We start from the raw sequence: 18473 nt of genomic DNA, 5'->3' as shown, positions 1-18473 counted from the left end.
CCTCATTTCTTATAGACTGGATGGTCAAGCAAGGTCAACTCTTCAATCTTGACATTTTCAGTTTCAAAGACGATAAATTCATTCTTTTCCTTAAGCAAGCCAGACGGCACATAGAGATAGTGAATTGGCCCTTCATTCCAGTAGCGGCCAAGGTTGAAGCCGTTGACCGAAATACAGCCCTTCCCATACTTAGAGCAGTCAATGAAGGTATCAGCGATATCATCTAACTCTGCTTCAAAGCGATAGAAGGTCGGTGCCTTGACTCTTTCCGGTGGAGCTGAGTAGCAGTCTAGCTTGGCCAGCATTTCCCGGTCAAACTTGAGCGCATAATGCTTCCAACCCTTGCGGAACTGGTGGTTAATCATGATACCACCCTTGACTCCCTTGGATTGACTGGGTGCGCCCAGCTTGTAACCATAGTTGACCCGTCCCATATTTTCCACCAGCACATCAATCTGAATTCGCTTGGTATCAGCTGAGAAGAGCATCTCATCACCGATTTCTTCCCGATACTGGGTAGCTAGGTGCTCCTGATTGATATAGAAATGACAGCGGTCATGAGTCTCCAATGCCTTGAGCCTTTCCTCATGGTATTGATTTTTGATATCGGAACGGTAGAGGATATAACCATGATTCTGCCCAATCTGCTCCATAGGCTGCGGATAATCCAGCAGAATTTCCTCTGTGATATCCGCTGCCACATCTAGCAGGCTTGCAGTACCAAGCAGTGGAAAACTGCCATAGGCCTTAGCCTGTCGGCTAATAGGCTCCATCTGCTCAAGCTCTGGAAAGACCTCGTGGGTCACCCGCTGAACAGCGTAGTATTTCTCGGTCGGCTGCCCCCACTCAGTAATGGGTGCGTCAAAATCATAGGAGGTAATCTGTGGCAAATCCTTGGTCTTTCGAGCTGAACAGCCACTGATAAAGCCAAAGTTTGTCCCACCTCTCAATAGGAAGAGATTCATGCTGCCCAGCTGCAGCATTTCTTTGACATCCTGAGCCAAATCTTCTGCCTCTCGCCGAACGATTTCCTCGCTCCAGCGGCTAAACCAGCCGTCCCAAAACTCAGTACACATAAGAGGCCATTTCTTGCCATAGCGCTCCATGAAAGCTCGTAGATTGTCTGTATTTTCTTTGGGTTGGGAGCCAAAATTCCCCGTCACAAAAATATCATCCTCAATCAAGGTTCCAGACTCCAAAGCCTCTATCCATGTCCCGTCAGAGGTAAAGAGGGGAACCGTAACGCCACGTACCTTCATCATCTGTGCAATGCTGCGCATGTAGGCCTTGTCCTCGGCATAAGACCCGTATTCATTTTCCACCTGCATCATGAGGATAGGGCCGCCTTGATCACTCTGATAGGGCAAAAGCTTGGGAAAGAGCCAGTCATAGAAATGACTGACCTTTTCCAGAAAAAGCGGATGATTGACCCGCAGGCGCATCGAAGGATATCTCAAGAGCCAGGCCGGCAGGCCGCCAAAGTCAAACTCTGCACAGATGTAAGGCGTCGGACGGACAATGAGATAAAGCCCCATCTCCTCAACCAACTTGAAGTATGCTTCAAAATCCAGCATGCCCTCTGCCTGAAACTGTCCTTCCTGAGGCTCATGCAATGCCCAAGGAATATAGGTTTCTACCGTATTAAAGCCTAGAGCTTTGAGATTGTAAAGGGTATCTCGCCACTGGTCTGGATGAAGCCGGAAATACTGAATAGCTCCCGATAAAATCTTAAAAGGTTTGCCATCCAGGTAAAATTCTTCTTTAATTTCAAATTTTGCCATCTATCCAAGCTCCTCCTGTTTATCTGCCATCTTGACAAAGGGCAGATATATAGCGGTCGAAATAGCGATGTTAACTAGCGAAAGAATAATTGCCCGCCAGTCGAAGGCTGTCGCAAAGAAACCGTAGAGAATCGGCGGCATTACCCAAGTAACGTTTTGAGTAACCGGCGCAACCAAGCCCATAGAGGTTGCAAAGTAGGCTACTGTTACCATGACCATTGGAGTCAGGACGTATGGAATAAACATAATTGGATTCAAAACGATTGGCAGACCATACATGACCGGCTCACCGATGTTGAAGACCATTGGGAAAATTCCCAACTTGGCCACTTCGCGATAGTGCTTGTTCCGAGATTGCCAGAGAATGGCAATGGCAACCCCAATCGCATCAAACCAGACAAAAGCACCAAAAGAATTATCCGTCCACATGTAAGGAATCGCTTGCCCAGCCTGATAAGCTTCTAGATTAGCCAGCATGGTCACACCAAAGAGACTGGCCATAACTGGCGCCAGCACATTACCGCCGTGCAGTCCGAAGAACCAGAAAATCTTATTGAGAAAGACAATGAGCAGCACAGCCCAGAAGCTTTGAGACAAGCTGAGAAGCGGCGCCTGAAGAATCTTGTAAATCCAGTCAATCAAGAGCTCGCCTGTCACCAGATTAAAGAGATAGGTCGCAATTCCCACGACATACATGGCAATCGCAGCTGGAATGATAGACAGGAAGGGCTTCATGATAGCTGGTGGAACAGAATCTGGAAGCTTGATCGTCCAGTTACGATTCATAACCTTACAGAAGATAATGACAGACACAAAACCAATCAGAATGGCAGTAAAATAACCACGCGCACTGATCTGGTCACCTGGAATGACACTGTTAATCGTCACAGACAGGTCACTGCCGTCAAGTTTTAGCTCTGGAAGTTTTGAAATTGCCTTGCTCAGCCCTGGTATTTTGCCAGCCAACTCAAAGGTTTTAGTGACTGAGCCACCAATGGTAATGATGTAGGAAGCCACAGCTACCAGACCAGCAGACACCTTATCAGTATTGTAAATCTTAGCGATATTGACCCCGAAGGTAAAGAGGAATAAGAGGGTAACGATAGGAATACTGCCCTTAAATACCAGCCAGTTAATATCAATCAGCCACTGGAAGGTAGATGAAATCCAGATCCAGCCGAACTGTCCTGGCAAGTCAGATAGAAAGGCATTTACCATGAGGGCGAAAGAGCCCGTCATAATCACAGGCATGGTTCCAATAAAGGAATCCCGCAGGGCAACCAGAAATTTTTGGTTGCCGATTTTATTGGCAATAGGCATGAGACGCGCTTGCCATTTATCAACCAAACTACTCATCTGCATTTCTCCTATTCATCAAATTTTTTATGCAAATCAACAATCTCCTTTGCCAAATCAACAAAGGCGATACTGGTCATGAGATGATCCTGCCCATGCACCATAAATAAACTAAGTTCTGTCTTCTCTCCTTGTGCCTCCTTGGTCAGCATTTCAGCCTGAGCGTGATGGGCTTGCAGCAGGGCCTTCTGAGCCTGACTCAGCCTCTCCTGAGCCCGGTCAAAGTCCTGCTTTTTAGCTGCTGCAATGGCTTCAATAGCACAAGACTTGGCCTCTCCGCCATACATAATGAGGGTCATAGCGACCTCTAAGGAATCTTTATTTTCCATAAAAGTACCTACTTCATGAGCGACTCTGCCAGATCCAGGACCTTATCCCCCTTCATCATTCCGTAGTCCGTCATAGGGATAACATCGACCGGAATACCTTTTGAAGCTAATTTTTCCTGCAAATCCTCCAACAGATAGCGGACCTGAGGCCCCAGCAAAAGGACATCAACCTTTTTCTCGTTTAGATAGTCTTCTGCTTCTGATACTGGCACCGCAAATATCGTCGCAGCCAAGCCGCGCTCCTCTGCAGCTTTCTGCATTTTATTGACCATGAGACTGGTGCTCATCCCAGCCGCACAGACTAACATAATTTGTTTTGTTTCCATCAGCATCCTCCTTTATGAATCTGACCTAGCCTGCAACGACGCTTGCTATTTATTTTCAATATATAAACAAAAATCCGAAAACAGAATATTTTTCACTATGTTATTAATATTCTATAAACATTATAACTATTTTTTTGTACTATGTCAACGCTTACATTTGAGATTTATAGCTTTTTTTGATAGTATAGCAGCAGAGGAAACAAGATGACACGAACTAGAAAACAAAACGAGCTAAGGGCAACTGTCCTGGATCAGCTCTATGCCAAACGACCGATTTCTCGGATTGATATTTCAAAAGAAACTCAGATTACACCAGCCACGACTGGCAGTATCATCAATGAACTGATCAAGGAAGGCTTGGTACTGGAGCTGGGCGAGCTCAATGATGAGAGTGTAGGCCGCAAAAAAACTCTACTGGATATTGCGCCTCATAGCCGCTACTATCTGGGCTTTGAGATTTCTGAAAAACAGCTGGCTATGGTCATCGCTGATAATACCGGTGAGATTGTAGAAAGCAATATTCGGACTTATCAGGTCGAGGTGACAGGTGGCCCGTCTGACCAGGAAATTATCCGGCTGATTCAAGATTTTCTGAAAAAGAATAGCAAACACTCCATCTCAGCGATTGCCCTCGGGCTGCCGGGACATGTGAATCTCTCTGAAAGTGATTTTATCATTTCTAAAAATCCCCACTGGGGACAGATTAACCTGCAGACTATTCAAGAAGCCTTTGACCTTCCTGTCTACTTTGCCAATAAGTCCCACTGTTTGACAATGGCTGAACGCCTCTTTAGCTATCATCCTACAGACAGTAATTTTATCGTCTATCATGTCGCTAGAGGTATTCATTGCTCCTACATGTACAAGGGCAGTATTTACAGTCAGGAGAATTATCTTATCGGGGAGGTGGGGCATACCGTCATCAATCCTGAAGGCGAGCGCTGTCCTTGCGGCAAGCACGGCTGCCTGCAGGTTTATGCCAGCGAGAGTGCTCTGATTGATAAAGCAGCTATCCTGTATCGGGCTTCCCAGACCTCGCTCTTAAAGACCCTTGTAGAGGACGTGAATGACATTGATTTGACAAGTTTGATGACTGCCTATCGCTTAGGAGACTTGGGCAGCATTGAGTTGATTCATACTGCCTGCCGCTATCTGGCCATTTCCATTTCCAATCTCTGCCAGCTTATTGATAGCGAAAGGATTTATCTGGACGGCCAGCTCTTCTCTTATCCAGTTATTGCCGAGCAGGTTCTGGCTCAGTTAGAGCAGGAAGTCCCTCTCTTTCCAAAGCAAAAACAAGCGGAGATTGTTATTATCCCCTACTCTAAATACAGTATTGCCCGCTCTGCAGTCAGCCTCTGTGTCTATCATGAATTTTTAGATAAAAAAGGAAACCTATAAAAGCCGAGGCAAGAATCTCGGTCTTTTTTATAAAAAATAGAGACAGGCTTTCTAGGAGCTTACCCCTAAAAGCCTGTCTCATTTTACTATCTATTAATCGAACGTGAAATCATGGAAATGGTGTGGCGCTGTCCTCTGAGAGCCTTGCTCATGGCAAAGATATTTTCAACCGGAGCCAGACAGCCATAGCCGGAATCTCCGATATGCTGGATATCTACACCGCAGATTTTGTTACGGATAGCCATTTGCTTGACAATATCTTCATCAGCACTCTCTTGGCTGGTACCGATCGCACTCATAACCAGAGCCCCCTTTTGATGGGCCAGGCGGACAATCTGCTTCAAGTCCTGCTCATCAAAGCCTGGCACACTGCCGACTGCCGGTGCTAGGACAATATCAACACCAGCTTCGATAAATTGAGCGATTGCTTCTAGGTCTGCTACCGGCTCATCCACACCCGAAGCATGCATTTTGCCTGCAATCAGGAGGCCTGAAAAATTCTCCTTGACCACTCGAATGGTGTCAATAATGGCTTGATTGGTGACACCAGTTCCCGGATTACCCGTCAGGCAGATAAAGTCAACGCCCAACTCTTCTGCTCGCTGAATGGTCGCTAGACTAGCCTGACGCCCCTCATCAATAATCAGGCGTTCTCCTGCCATCTGGGCCTGACTGTCCACCGGCTCTAGATTGATACCGATAGGACGGCCAACCAAGCGGTGCAGTTCCTCAATAAAATCTTCTTTGGCGTCCAGACCAGCTACAAAAGGCTGGAAGATATCAATCCCATTCAGCAAAATCAAGTCAGCACCAAAAGACCGAGCAATCTCTGCATTGGTCACATCACCGATATAAGATTCTTTAAAAGCTACGTTTTCAGACAGGATAACGCGGCCCTCACTGGCCTTGATACTCTGTTTCAGCTCCGGCGCAGTCATACTTAAAATTTCTGAAGCATTTGAACTAATGAATCGTTTTACCATAAGAACATCTCTTTTCTTTATTATTCATTAATAAACACTTTGAAATCTATTCTATTTGGATATTTTGTTTGTTTTTTGTTATCAACTACAGTATAGCACAAGGTCATAGAAATGTAAACGCTTTATAATTTCTTTGACAAAATAGTCTGCTTTCACAAACAAAAGCAGACTATTGAAACGAACTCGATTATTTTTGATTTGAGCAGGATTCGATAAGTACTCTTATCTCTGCATCACCAGATGACCACCCGCTCTTCTGGGCTCCGCCACATGCCGTCTCCCTCTTTCACATCAAAGGTTGTAAAGAAGTCGTCAAAGTTTGGCAGCTGCACATTGGTCCGAAGTTTGGCTGGCGCATGGACATCAACGCTTGCCAGAAGCTTCATATACTCTTCGCGTCCCTTCATTCGCCAGATACGGGCAAAGTTGGTAAAGAATTCCTCAGCAGAGAAATCCGCTTCTTTCTTGGCTGCTTCTAGAGCTGCTGCAATGCCGCCCAGATCTGCCACATTTTCTGAAACGGTCAGCTTGCCGTTGACCTTAGCACCATAGGAATCCTGGCCTTCGAACTGGTCAATGACCTTTTGAGTCCGCTCGGTGAAGGCTTGGTAGTCGTGCTCCGTCCACCAATTATTAAGACTGCCATTTTCATCAAAGGAAGCGCCGTTGGTATCAAAAGCATGAGAAATCTCATGGGCAATGACCGCCCCGATACCACCGTAATTAGCTGATGAGGATTGGTGCAAGTCATAGAAAGGCGCCTGCAGGATAGCCGCTGGAAAGACAATCAGGTTTTTCTGCGGATTATAGTAGGCATTGACCATATGGGCTGGCATTCCCCATTCCTTGTAATCTACCGGTTGATTCCATTTGCTCCAGCTGTAAGCAATATCAATCTGGCTCAGCTTCTGAGCATTTTCAAAGAGAGTCAGCTTTTCATCGACGACCTTCCGAGAATAACGCTCAGGCAGCTCGTCAGGATAGCCAATATAAGGCTTGATGACATTGAGTTTGACAATAGCCTTGTCCCGAGTTTCTGGTGTCAGCCAGTCATTCTGGGCCAGGCGGTTTTTGTAAACTTCAATCATCGTCGCCACTTTCTGCTCCACATCAGCCTTGGCTTCTGGTGAGAACTTTTGACCAGCATACCAAAGACCGACAGCTTGATTAAAGGGACCTTGGGCCAGGTAAAAGGCTGCTTTTTTCTTGTCCTGAGCCTGAGGAGTCCCTGATAGAGCACGATGATAAGCTCCTGCCAAGACACGGATATCATCCGTTAGATAAGGGGTTGTATTGCGGACCGCAGAGAGAATCAGCAGAGCATGGAGTTTGTCCCAGTTAGCGGCTGTATAGATATCCTTAGCTGCTTTCCAGAAGCGTTCCTCAGGAACAATAACTTGGTCGGGTTCTTGACCGATCAACTTGGTGAAAATATCCGCCAAAGGCAACTCCGGCACCAAGGCTTTGAAATCTTCCCACTTATAAGGATGGTAGAGCTTAGCATACTCAGAGCTTTCTTCACTAGACAGAACATACTGAGCAAAAACAGCATCCAACTCCAAGACCTTATCCAAAAGATCCTTGATTTCCTCTTCTGCAAAGTCAAATTTTGCCAGCAAATCTTCCTGAGCCTTGCGCCATTTTGCAAGCAGGTCAGCCTTCTGCGGATGGTCCTCAGCATAGTAGGTCGTGTCTGGCAAAATGGTTCCCGGTCCGTCTGCCCAGAGAACATTGATACGGGCATCCATAAAGTCAGGCGCCACACCAAAGGGGAAATAAGTCGGCTTGCCAGCCAGCTCAAAATCAGCAATCTTAGAAGCATAGTCTTCAAAAGACGCTAGGTTGCGAATTTCATCAATGTAAGCACGCGCAGGCTCAATACCAGCCGCTTCCCGTTTATCATAATCCGCTGCCAAGCGATGGTAAGCAACAAAGTTCTGCAGAATGGCATCTTCTGGCACTCCATCTCCAGCCAGCCATTTGTCGGTCGTTGCGAGCATAAGTTCCTCAATCTCATCTGCCAAATCCATGAAGCCGCCCGTCACTGGCTTATCATCAGGAATAACCGCCGTCTTGGCCCACTCACCATTAACCGCATCATAGAAATCATCTTGTAGTCGTGTCATCTTCTTCTCACTTTCATGCTTTTGATATAACCTTATCAAAATCCACTTCTTTTTTCAAACATTTCTTATATTAATTTTAAAAATTTACTAAAAATTAACTTGACTTAATTTTTGTTTTAATGTATATTAAAACCATAGAGGTGTATGAGATGATTACGATTAAAGATTTGACTGTCAGCTATCAGGATACGCTGGCTCTTGAGCCCCTTTCATTAACCATTAAGGAGCCAACCATTACTGGGATTATTGGTCCTAACGGAGCCGGAAAATCCACCCTGCTCAAGGGCATGCTAGGGATTATTGACCACCAAGGCCAGACTCTGCTGGATCAAAAGCCGCTGCAAAACTCTCTCCAGAGGGTCGCCTACGTAGAGCAAAAGATTAATATTGATTATCATTTTCCTATCAAAGTCAAAGAGTGTGTCTCTTTGGGGCTTTACCCTCAGCTCAAGATTTTTCAGGGGCTAAAGAGTTCCCATTGGAACAAGGTGGCTGAGGCATTGAAAATTGTCGGTTTAGAAGACTTGGCAGAGCGTCAGATTAGCCAGCTGTCCGGCGGGCAATTTCAGCGGGTCTTGATTGCTCGCTGCTTGGTTCAAGAAGCGGATTGTATCTTTTTGGACGAGCCCTTCGTCGGGATTGACTCTGTCAGCGAAGAGATTATCATGTCTACCCTGCGCAGTCTCAAAGCCGCAGGCAAGATTATCCTGATTGTCCATCATGACCTGAGTAAGGTGGTTGATTATTTTGATCGGGTCATCCTGCTCAATCGTAAGCTGATTGCCTTCGGTCCTACCGAGACCAGCTTTACCAAGGACAATATGAAAAAGACTTACGGCTCCCAGCTCTTTATGAATGGAGGTGCCTAGGATGATTTTAGAATTTTTCCAAGGGCTGCGGGACTTTCACTTCCTGCAAAATGCCCTCATCACAGCCATCGTCATTGGGATTGTTGCTGGAGCTGTCGGCTGCTTTATCATTCTGCGCGGCATGTCACTCATGGGGGATGCTATCTCTCATGCGGTTCTGCCCGGTGTGGCCCTGTCCTACATTTTAGGGATTAATTTCTTTATCGGAGCCATCACCTTCGGACTTTTGGCCTCGATTATTATCACCTACATCAAGGGCAATTCCATTATCAAAAGCGATACAGCCATTGGGATTACCTTTTCTTCCTTCCTAGCTCTGGGTGTGATCCTGATTGGCGTTGCCAATAGCTCCACTGACCTCTTTCATATTCTCTTTGGGAATATTTTGGCCGTACAGGACATTGATATGTGGATTAGTATTGGAGTCGGAATAGCTGTGCTCTTAATCATCATCCTCTTTTTCAAGCAGCTATTGATTACCTCCTTTGACCCCCTGCTGGCTCAAGCCATGGGCATGCCGGTCAGCTTCTATCACTATCTGCTGATGATTCTCTTGACCTTGGTCTCTGTGACAGCCATGCAGAGCGTGGGAACCATTCTGATTGTCGCTCTCTTGATAACGCCGGCAGCAACGGCCTACCTCTATGCCAACAGTCTGAAAACCATGATTCTGCTGTCCTCAGGACTGGGCGCTCTAGCTTCTGTACTGGGCCTCTTTATCGGCTACAGCTTTAATGTCGCTGCAGGTTCCAGCATTGTCCTGACCTCAGCCATCATCTTTCTCATCTCTTTCTTTATTGCCCCTAAACAACGCTATTTAAAACTTAAAAACCAACCTAAACTAAAATAAAATTTGATGGAGGAATCCCATGAAAAAATTAGGTTTTTTATCCCTGCTTTTGCTAGCAGTCTGCACTCTCTTTGCCTGCTCCGGTCAGAAGAAGGCGTCCAGTGAGTCATCCAAGCTCAAGGTTGTTGCAACCAACTCAATTATCGCTGATATTACCAAAAATATAGCTGGCGATAAGATTGACCTGCACAGCATTGTACCAGTCGGCAAAGACCCCCACGAATACGAACCTCTGCCTGAAGATGTCAAAAAGACTTCTCAAGCGGATCTCATCTTCTACAACGGTATCAACCTGGAAACTGGCGGCAATGCTTGGTTCACCAAGTTGGTCAAAAATGCCAATAAGGAAGAAAACAAGGACTACTATGCTGTCAGCGATGGCGTTGACGTCATTTACCTTGAAGGGCAAAGTGAAAAGGGCAAAGAAGACCCTCATGCTTGGCTCAACTTGGAAAATGGTATCATCTATGCACAAAATATTGCCAAGCGTTTGATTGAAAAAGACCCTGACAATAGGGCCACTTACGAGAAAAATCTCAAAGCCTATGTGGAAAAGCTAACCGCTCTGGATAAGGAAGCCAAGGAGAAATTCAACAATATCCCAGAAGAAAAGAAAATGATTGTGACCAGTGAAGGATGCTTCAAGTACTTCTCTAAAGCCTACAACGTGCCGTCGGCCTACATCTGGGAAATCAACACCGAGGAAGAAGGAACTCCAGACCAAATCAAAAGCTTGGTTGAAAAACTACGCAAGACCAAAGTGCCATCTCTCTTTGTCGAATCAAGTGTGGACGACCGTCCGATGAAGACTGTTTCTAAAGACACCAACATCCCAATCCACGCTAAAATCTTCACTGACTCAATCGCTGACAAAGGCGAAGAAGGCGACAGCTACTACAGCATGATGAAATACAATCTGGATAAAATTTCTGAAGGATTGGCAAAATAATGATAAAAGGTTAGGAAGACAAAATCCTAACCTCTTTATTTTTGTATAAGGAGTTTTAATTTGTAGCACTCTCAAATTTCCGGTCAAATTATTCGAAAAAAATCACTATTCGCTGTACAATGAAGCTATCAAACATGAATGGAGACTCCTTATGACAACTTTTCTCGGAAATCCTGTAACCTTTACTGGAAAGCAACTGCAAGTCGGCGATACCGCCCACGATTTTAGCCTGACAGCTACTGACCTTTCAAAGAAAACTCTGGCTGACTTTGCTGGCAAAAAGAAAGTCCTGAGCATCATCCCATCTATCGATACTGGTGTCTGCTCGACTCAGACTCGTCGTTTTAACCAAGAACTCTCTGACTTGGACAATACCGTTGTGATCACGGTTTCAGTTGACTTGCCTTTTGCTCAAGGCAAGTGGTGTGCTGCTGAAGGCATTGAGAATGCTGTCATGCTCTCTGACTACTTCGATCATTCTTTCGGTCGCGACTATGCTGTCCTTATCAATGAATGGCACCTTTTGGCTCGCGCAGTTCTAGTTTTGGACGAAAACAACACTGTGACCTACGCTGAGTATGTAGACAATATCAACACCGAGCCAGACTATGATGCGGCGATTGCAGCAGTTAAGAGTTTATAAGAGATAAAAATACGGATTTGCTAGTCCGTATTTTTTTGTGCGAAAAACTTCTGCCAAAACTGACGGAACCAAGCCCAAGAACGCAAGAGAAAGGATGGTCGATCCAGTAATTTCTTGAATTGAGCAATCTCTGCCTTTACCTGTTTATAAGCACTCCGCCCCTTTCGAGCATAAGGGCTCTTAGCCGAACGATAGCCCAATGGCCCACGATTGTTCTGAGGTGACTTGAACTTGCGGTCACCATTTTCAATGGCAAGCCTGCGAAAGCGAGGATCCCAGACCGCAGGCGTTTTGACATCGTAGCGGGTATGAGAAGCCTGATTGACCGGACGATTGCGCTCACCATAGTTAAAGCTGGCGCCATTCACAATACCATTTTGGCTAGCCCCCTCTGGATCGATGATATTGAGAAAACGACCTGCCTGATCTAGAATAAACTCTGTATGAAAATCAATCAGGATTTTTATATTGGCCTGACTTGCTTGACCATCCGGATAGATAGCTTGACTAGACATCTTATCAATATAGGCTTTATTATGCAAGCGAGAGGATTCTTGAAAGTTATAAGGCAGCGCTGGAAAAGCCTTTAGATAGGAGGCCAAGGCTTCTGCATCTGTCATACCAATCTGACGGTAGTGATCTCTGACCCACTGGGCCTGCTGGCAGGAAATGACATAGCGAAACTGATGTAGCTGCCTTTTGAGCTTTTGATTGCCATCCTTTTGGCTGAAATCATCTGCCGGAAAAGCCTGACGCAAGGTCCTTGAAAAAATCTTCCAAAAGCAATCATGAGGTGTTAGGCTTGGAGCAATCCGAGCCAGCAAAAAATCCGTCTCTGACTTGTCTCCGCTCAGCTCCTCAGGCATATTTACAATATTCATAGCCAAAACCAGCAGCTCCTGAGCTCCTAATCTGCTGATTTGAGCCTCCTCAGCCTGCCAAAGCTCTTGAAAGAAGGGACTGCCAAAAAGCAGAGCCTCCTGCAAGTAATCTTCTTCTGTCAATGTTTTCCCTTGCACACTAATCTCTTCAAAAACTTGTTCCAGCGCTGACTGAGACCAACCGATTGATTGCAATTGCTGAAAGAGCTGCTCTTTTTCTTCTTTCGGATACATGACTCCCCTCCTTTCTTTTAGCTCTAGTAGTTAAAAACTGTAGAGGTTATAATAAAAAAACCTAATGTACATGGAACAATTAGATTTTATCACAAACTCACATGATAGCAAAGAACAAAATATGAATCCTTGGAGTACTAACAATAAAGATGTTCTTAACAAATCACTCAATAAATAAAGAGAAGACCAAACCGGCCCTCTCTCAGTATGAGTTTTATTGAAATGAGTCGTCCAACTTTTCACGACTGGACAATTCATCTAGAATTCGATTTTGGCAACGACTTAGCTTAAGCTTTACGGCGTTTTGCAAAAGCTAGTCCCAGCGTAGAGAGCAACCCCAGACCTGCAAGTGCTAGAGAAGATTCAGCAGAACCTGTTTTTGGAAGAGCTGCCAGAGCCTGATAGGTCTGAACTGGTTTCTTTCTATTCTTCACTCCCGTTGTAGTGACTTTCAGAACCTTTCGCTCATTCTTAGAAACGAGGTTGGTTGGGTCGTCTGTCTCTAGGGCTGCAAGAGCTGCTTTCAAAGCTTCAAGTTTGGCATTTTCAACTCTATATGTTTCTTCCTTACTTGCCAAGTTAGCTTTAGCATCATTGAGAGCCGCTTCTGCTTCTTTTAGAAGAGCAGGGGCATTTTGTAGGCGAGCAACGTAGTCTTTAGCAGCTTGAACAGAGCGTTGAGCCTCTTCTAGAGCTGTAGCCGCAGCAGTTGCCTTTTCTTGAGCATTTGCTGTAGCTGCTTTCAATTCGGCAAGTTTGGCATTAGCTTCCTCAGCTGTTTTTTGCGCACTTGCTTGGGCTGCTTCTTTTTCTTTCAAGCTTGCTTGAGCTTTAGCTAAAACTGCAAGATTAGCCTTGGTTTCTTCAGAAGCCGAATTCTTGCTATTTTCGAGTTCAGCTTGGTAAGTACGTTCCGCCTTGGCCAACTTGTCCTTAGCAGTTTTCACAACCTCACGCAGTAATGGGGCTGTCTCCTGCTTGTTCTGAGCATTTGTCAACGTACGTTGAGCAGCGTCCAACTTAGCTTGTGAAGCCGCCAAATCTTTACGAGCAGCGTCTGCCTCTTGATTATTGGCATTTGGATTGATCAAGGCTGGTGTTATTTTGGAAGGATCTTTAATATCACCGTCATTATTTGGGAAAAGAAGGAAGTTAATTCGGTTAATAATGCCGTTGTTGCTAAAGTTAACAGCAACATATGCACCTTTCTTCTGATTATCAAGATGCCCCACTACCTTTTGGGCATAGATAGTCCCTCTCTCCCTATACGCACTGCTATCTCCTAAATCAAACAGTTGGAATTTGATATCATCGTAAATTGCCTTTTTTAAATAGTCAACAGAGACATTCTCTTGGCTAGCAAGAATAGGATAAGGGCCGAGTTCGTTAGTTCCTGATACTCTATGACCAAACTGATCCAGTCCAAATTTAGCAACCACACTTCTTGGAACATCTACTTGTGAAGTTATAGGTTCTTTTGATTGGTATTTATATTTTTGTTCACGGGCTGCTTGGCTTAGAGCTGCTGCATAGTCAATACTATTTTGTGTTAATGTTACTGGTGCTGTTCCTGCTTGCTTACGGATTTGATTAATCAAATCTTGTGCAAAATAGTTCAATTCCATCAGAACATCATTTGGAATAGCATTGATGTTAACTATTCGTTGCGCATCTTTTTGACTACCAATATAATTGTTGCTAGATTTTAGGATAGCTGCTTCTTTAGCAAGTGTTTCTTGTGCCTCAGATGTTAATTTAGCTGTACCGTTGATATTGTTACTTTTAATTGCATTTATATAAGCTTTCGATAGGGTAAAAGTATTGTGAACCTGATCTTGGGACGAAAGTTTCGCTTCTTTTTCCTTGATTTCTGCTTGGGCTACTTTGATATCAGCCTGGGCTTGATCAATCACTGCTTGGCGTTTGGCATCTTCCACTTCAGCTGTCTTCAACTGGTCTTCGTAAGAAGCTAAGTGGTTTTTAGCCTTGTCAAGCTCATCCTTTGCCTTCGTTACCTTTTCACTCACCAGTTTGCTATCCACAGCTTTTTGGGCTGCATTCACAGCATCCTGAGCTGCTTCAGTCTCGTTTTGTGCCTTAGCTGCTTGAGCTTGAGCATCCTGAGCTACAGCTGCCTGTGTGTTTTCTACTTTTTTAGCTGTATCAAGAGCTGCTTGGGCTTGCTTGGCCGCGTTTTCTGCTGGAGCAACTTTCTTCTCAGCTTCTGTCACAGCTGCTTGAGCTTCGGCAATTTTTTGTGCACTTGTATCAGTATTATCTTTCTTAGCTGTTTCAACCTTAGTCTCAGCTGCTGTAACCTGTTCTTTGGCTTGGTCAACAGACGCTTTTGCTTGATTAACCTGCTCAGTCTGCTGTTTAAGAGCTTCTGGACTTGCAGATAGAGCCTTATCTTGGTTTGCAGGGGCCTTTGCATCCACTGGAGTTGTATCTGCAGCTACAGTGTGAGCAATGCCAGTACTAGCAAGAACTGCTGCCCCTAGAATGACATGTTTTTGGATTTTTTTCATGTTTTTCCTCCTGATATGTTAATAGTATAATGAGAAAAACTTTGTTTGTCAAACTATTTACATGTTTTTTTGAGAACATTTATCGCAATATGTCCAAAAATAGAATCTCTTCTCAATCACTTCTAAAAAATCTGTGTGTCCTGCTATCTATCCCATAATAAACTTGCCCCTTACTGACTTTGTCAATGATAAACTCTTGAACGAGTACAAGTATACTAGTCATAGAATACAGAAGACCGCCCGTCAAGCAACGAGCGGTCTTCTTATTCACGAATTTCTTATCCTTTGATGGCAATAAAGGGTGATCCTTCTGTATTATCCGTCGGATCTACACTCTTGACTCCAAAGAGATAGTCTACTGGATACCAGCCATTATTAGCTGCATTATAAGGGTCACGGACATAGGTTTTTCCATTGTCATAGCCTTTGAGAACCAGCTCATGAGTGACTGGATAATGGGCAAAGATGCTAGTACCAACGGCACCTAGGACATGATGCCCCTGCGAAAGCACTTCTTTGACTGCGGAAGCAGTAAACAGGGTCTCAGTCGTCAGATCCCAGTGCTGTGCAGCTCGGACAATACCACGGCTGCTGGTGCCAAATCCATCTTTATTAAATTCATTGGTATGGTTATACAGGTAATCCGCAACGGTTGTTGGAAGCACTTCTGTCCCAGTAATTCCAGAAATAACCATGGCTAGCGTTGTCGGCACGCATCCTGTCGCATCCATGCTGTAAGGACCATACTTCCTGCCACCCCAGCGACCATCACGCTGTGAGTAGTACGGAGTATTGTAAACCGCTTTTGATACCTGGGTCGTAGTAGCATCAACAGCGATGAGCTGACCATTGTCCTGCTTATAGTAAAGATGAATCTTGTACTCGCCGGTAGAAAGCTTATGGTCACTAGCTCGGACTGTGATCTTATAGGTGCCATTCGCCTGCTTTTGAGCTAAATACCATTTGACATCATCCTGATCCTTATCTGTGGACCAAGTTGGTAGATAGACTGCTTGAATTCCGCCTGGATTGGAGACATTTGTCACAACCACATCAAAAGTTCCTGTTCGCGTATTATTGTTTTGGATATTGATTTTTCCAGTCGCACGGATGTTTTCAGGTACTACAGAAACCATCAACTTCTCGCCACCTGCACCTTGCATCTGACCATCCTCGTTCAGATAGTAAAGATGAACCTTGTACTCACCCACTGAAAACTTATGATCCTGAGCTCGGACATGTTTTTTATAGGTGTCGTCAGCTTGGCGCTCAGCGATATACCACTGCACGTCGTCTTGGTCATCCTTGCTGGACCAAGTCGGTAGGTAGACCGCCTTCAGACCATCTGGGGCAACAATATCAGAAACGACAATGTCAAATTCACCTGTCTGCGGATTGTTGTTCTGAATGGTAATCTTGCCTTGTGGTTGCGCGCGGTCAACCACCGTCTTTGCTGAGCCTGCACCCTGCAGCTGGCCTGCCTCATTCACAAAATAGAGATGAACATTATACTCACCCAGAGAGTTCTTATGATTGCGGTAGCTGACATGCTTGAAATAGGTCCCATCGGCGCGTCTTTCGGCTGTGTACCACTGCACATCGTCTTGGTCATTAGCAGCTGACCAAGTCGGCAGGTAGACCGCCTTCAGACCATCTGGGGCAACAATATCAGAAACGACAATATCAAATTCACCTGTCTGCAGATTGTTGTTCTGAATGGTGATCTTGCCTTGTGGCTGCGCGCGAGTAACAACCGTCTTAGCCGAGCCTGCACCCTGCAGCTGACCTGCCTCATTCACAAAATAGAGGTGAACATTATACTCACCTAGAGAGTTCTTATGATTGCGGTAACTGACATGTTTGAAATAGGTCCCATCAGCGCGTCTTTCAGCGGTGTACCACTGCACATCGTCTTGATCATTAGCAGCTGACCATGTCGGTAGGTAGACCGCCTTCAGGCCATCCGGGGCTACAATATCGGACACGACAATATCAAATTCACCTGTCTGTGGATTGTTGTTCTGAATGGTGATTTTTCCCTGTGGCTGGGCGCGAGTAACCACTGTCTTAGTTGAGCCTGCACCCTGCAACTGGCCTGCATCATTCACGAAATAGAGATGAACATTATACTCGCCCAGAGAGTTCTTGTGGTTGCGGTAGCTGACGTGTTTGAAATAGGTCCCATCAGCGCGCCTTTCGGCTGTGTACCACTGCACATCGTCTTGGTCGTTAGCAACAGACCAAGTCGGCAGGTAGACCGCCTTCAGGCCATCTGGGGCTACAATATCTGACACGACTATATCAAATTCACCTGTCTGCGGATTGTTGTTCTGAATAGTAATCTTGCCTTTTGGTTGCGCGCGGTCAACCACCGTCTTTGTTGAGCCTGCACCCTGCAGCTGATCTGCATTATTCACGAAATAAAGGTGAACATTATACTCCCCCAGAGAGTTCTTATGATTGCGGTAGCTGACATGCTTAAAATAGGTTCCATCAGCGCGTCTTTCGGCTGTGTACCACTGCACGTCGTCTTGGTCGTTAACAGTTGACCAAGTCGGCAAGTAAACTGTCTTCAGTCCATCCGGTGCGGCAATATCAGACACGACTATATCAAATTCACCTGTCTGTGAATTGTTGTTCTGAATGGTAATCTTACCTTGAGGCTTTTTGACTTCTGCTGCCGCTAAAGGGCGCACTTCAACAGCAGCTGGTTTTACTGGCTGATTGGCCTCTTCCTCTTTCTTGGGACTCACTGCCGCAACAGCTTGATTTCCCGCTAAAGTGACAGTATCACTTTTCGGCCGAGCATTTTCTACAGGATCAGAAGAAGTAGACTGAGCACTGGTATCGGAAGACGCAGGTACCTGACTAGCGTCAGGACTAACAGCCTCCGGTGCTGGTGCAGCCTTATCCATGCTTGACAGACTGATTTCTGTCACAGTTGGAGTTGCAGCTGTGCTAGCTTGGTTCTCCACAGCCTGGCTGACAGCGACACTGTCAGCTGTCTGACTAGATGCTAGCTGATCTGCCTGCACTGCTCCACTTCCAAGAAAGGCCAGGCCAGTCGCAATCGCTACTGAGACTGCTCCCAGACTGCATTTGCGAATACCAAAACGAGTAAACTTCTCTGCTCGAGACGCCATCATTCGTCTTTTTTTCATAATAGAATTCTCCTTTTGCAAAAAAGTAAAAAGCAAGCCAAATTTTTGCAAACCAG

General features: G+C 45.3%; 14 protein-coding genes. 5 read left to right on the top strand and 9 right to left on the bottom strand.

Annotated elements, in window-relative coordinates:
• Positions 1-2: 2 nt before the first annotated feature.
• From RYK49_RS00585 to RYK49_RS00570, 4 genes are read right to left on the bottom strand one after another with little or no spacing between them, the layout of a single operon-like run.
• Positions 3-1781: a beta-galactosidase gene (locus tag RYK49_RS00585; RefSeq protein WP_314830646.1), complete on the bottom strand. Its 1779-nt coding sequence runs from the start codon at positions 1779-1781 to the stop codon at positions 3-5.
• Positions 1782-3143: a PTS transporter subunit EIIC gene (locus tag RYK49_RS00580; protein ID WP_314864573.1), complete on the bottom strand. Its 1362-nt coding sequence runs from the start codon at positions 3141-3143 to the stop codon at positions 1782-1784. It lies immediately after the preceding gene.
• Positions 3144-3148: 5 nt separating this feature from the next.
• Positions 3149-3466, bottom strand: coding sequence for a PTS lactose/cellobiose transporter subunit IIA (locus RYK49_RS00575; RefSeq protein ID WP_002914454.1), 318 nt, complete (start codon positions 3464-3466; stop codon positions 3149-3151).
• Positions 3467-3474: 8 nt separating this feature from the next.
• On the bottom strand, positions 3475-3792 hold the full coding sequence (locus RYK49_RS00570; protein WP_081107570.1) for a PTS sugar transporter subunit IIB: 318 nt from the start codon (positions 3790-3792) through the stop codon (positions 3475-3477).
• 204 nt (positions 3793-3996) lie between these two features.
• Between RYK49_RS00570 and RYK49_RS00565 the strand changes: the two genes are divergently transcribed.
• Entirely contained in the window at positions 3997-5193 is a 1197-nt protein-coding gene (locus RYK49_RS00565) for an ROK family protein (RefSeq protein WP_125408758.1), read from the top strand.
• Positions 5194-5279: 86 nt separating this feature from the next.
• Here the strand turns inward: RYK49_RS00565 and RYK49_RS00560 are convergent, their stop codons facing one another.
• Both RYK49_RS00560 and RYK49_RS00555 read right to left on the bottom strand, forming a co-directional pair.
• Complete coding sequence (locus tag RYK49_RS00560; protein WP_002918209.1) at positions 5280-6176, bottom strand: PEP phosphonomutase; 897 nt, start codon at positions 6174-6176, stop codon at positions 5280-5282.
• Between the two features lie 233 nt (positions 6177-6409).
• Positions 6410-8302: a M13-type metalloendopeptidase gene (locus RYK49_RS00555; RefSeq protein ID WP_314864565.1), complete on the bottom strand. Its 1893-nt coding sequence runs from the start codon at positions 8300-8302 to the stop codon at positions 6410-6412.
• A 149-nt stretch (positions 8303-8451) separates the two neighbouring features.
• Between RYK49_RS00555 and RYK49_RS00550 the strand changes: the two genes are divergently transcribed.
• The 4 genes from RYK49_RS00550 to tpx all read left to right on the top strand — a co-directional run bounded on the left by RYK49_RS00550 (position 8452) and on the right by tpx (position 11613).
• Positions 8452-9171, top strand: a complete 720-nt coding sequence (locus tag RYK49_RS00550; protein WP_032913328.1) for a metal ABC transporter ATP-binding protein — start codon at positions 8452-8454, stop codon at positions 9169-9171.
• A 1-nt stretch (position 9172) separates the two neighbouring features.
• Entirely contained in the window at positions 9173-10021 is an 849-nt protein-coding gene (locus RYK49_RS00545) for a metal ABC transporter permease (RefSeq protein ID WP_032913327.1), read from the top strand.
• Between the two features lie 19 nt (positions 10022-10040).
• Complete coding sequence (ssaB, locus tag RYK49_RS00540; RefSeq protein WP_314864562.1) at positions 10041-10970, top strand: metal ABC transporter substrate-binding lipoprotein/adhesin SsaB; 930 nt, start codon at positions 10041-10043, stop codon at positions 10968-10970.
• A gap of 151 nt (positions 10971-11121) precedes the next feature.
• On the top strand, positions 11122-11613 hold the full coding sequence (gene tpx, locus RYK49_RS00535; RefSeq protein WP_033179104.1) for a thiol peroxidase: 492 nt from the start codon (positions 11122-11124) through the stop codon (positions 11611-11613).
• 20 nt (positions 11614-11633) lie between these two features.
• Here the strand turns inward: tpx and RYK49_RS00530 are convergent, their stop codons facing one another.
• The 3 genes from RYK49_RS00530 to RYK49_RS00520 all read right to left on the bottom strand — a co-directional run bounded on the left by RYK49_RS00530 (position 11634) and on the right by RYK49_RS00520 (position 18417).
• Positions 11634-12728: a DUF3114 domain-containing protein gene (locus RYK49_RS00530; RefSeq protein ID WP_314864560.1), complete on the bottom strand. Its 1095-nt coding sequence runs from the start codon at positions 12726-12728 to the stop codon at positions 11634-11636.
• A gap of 287 nt (positions 12729-13015) precedes the next feature.
• Positions 13016-15256: an SEC10/PgrA surface exclusion domain-containing protein gene (locus tag RYK49_RS00525; RefSeq protein ID WP_314864559.1), complete on the bottom strand. Its 2241-nt coding sequence runs from the start codon at positions 15254-15256 to the stop codon at positions 13016-13018.
• A gap of 278 nt (positions 15257-15534) precedes the next feature.
• The gene (locus RYK49_RS00520) at positions 15535-18417 is read right to left on the bottom strand and encodes a GBS Bsp-like repeat-containing protein (RefSeq protein WP_314830636.1); all 2883 of its coding nucleotides are present in this window, start codon (positions 18415-18417) and stop codon (positions 15535-15537) included.
• Positions 18418-18473 lie beyond the last annotated feature (56 nt).

The sequence above is a fragment of the uncultured Streptococcus sp. genome (assembly GCF_963525625.1).
Taxonomy (GTDB): Bacteria; Bacillota; Bacilli; order Lactobacillales; family Streptococcaceae; genus Streptococcus.
This window is presented reverse-complemented; position numbering and strand designations above follow the sequence as displayed.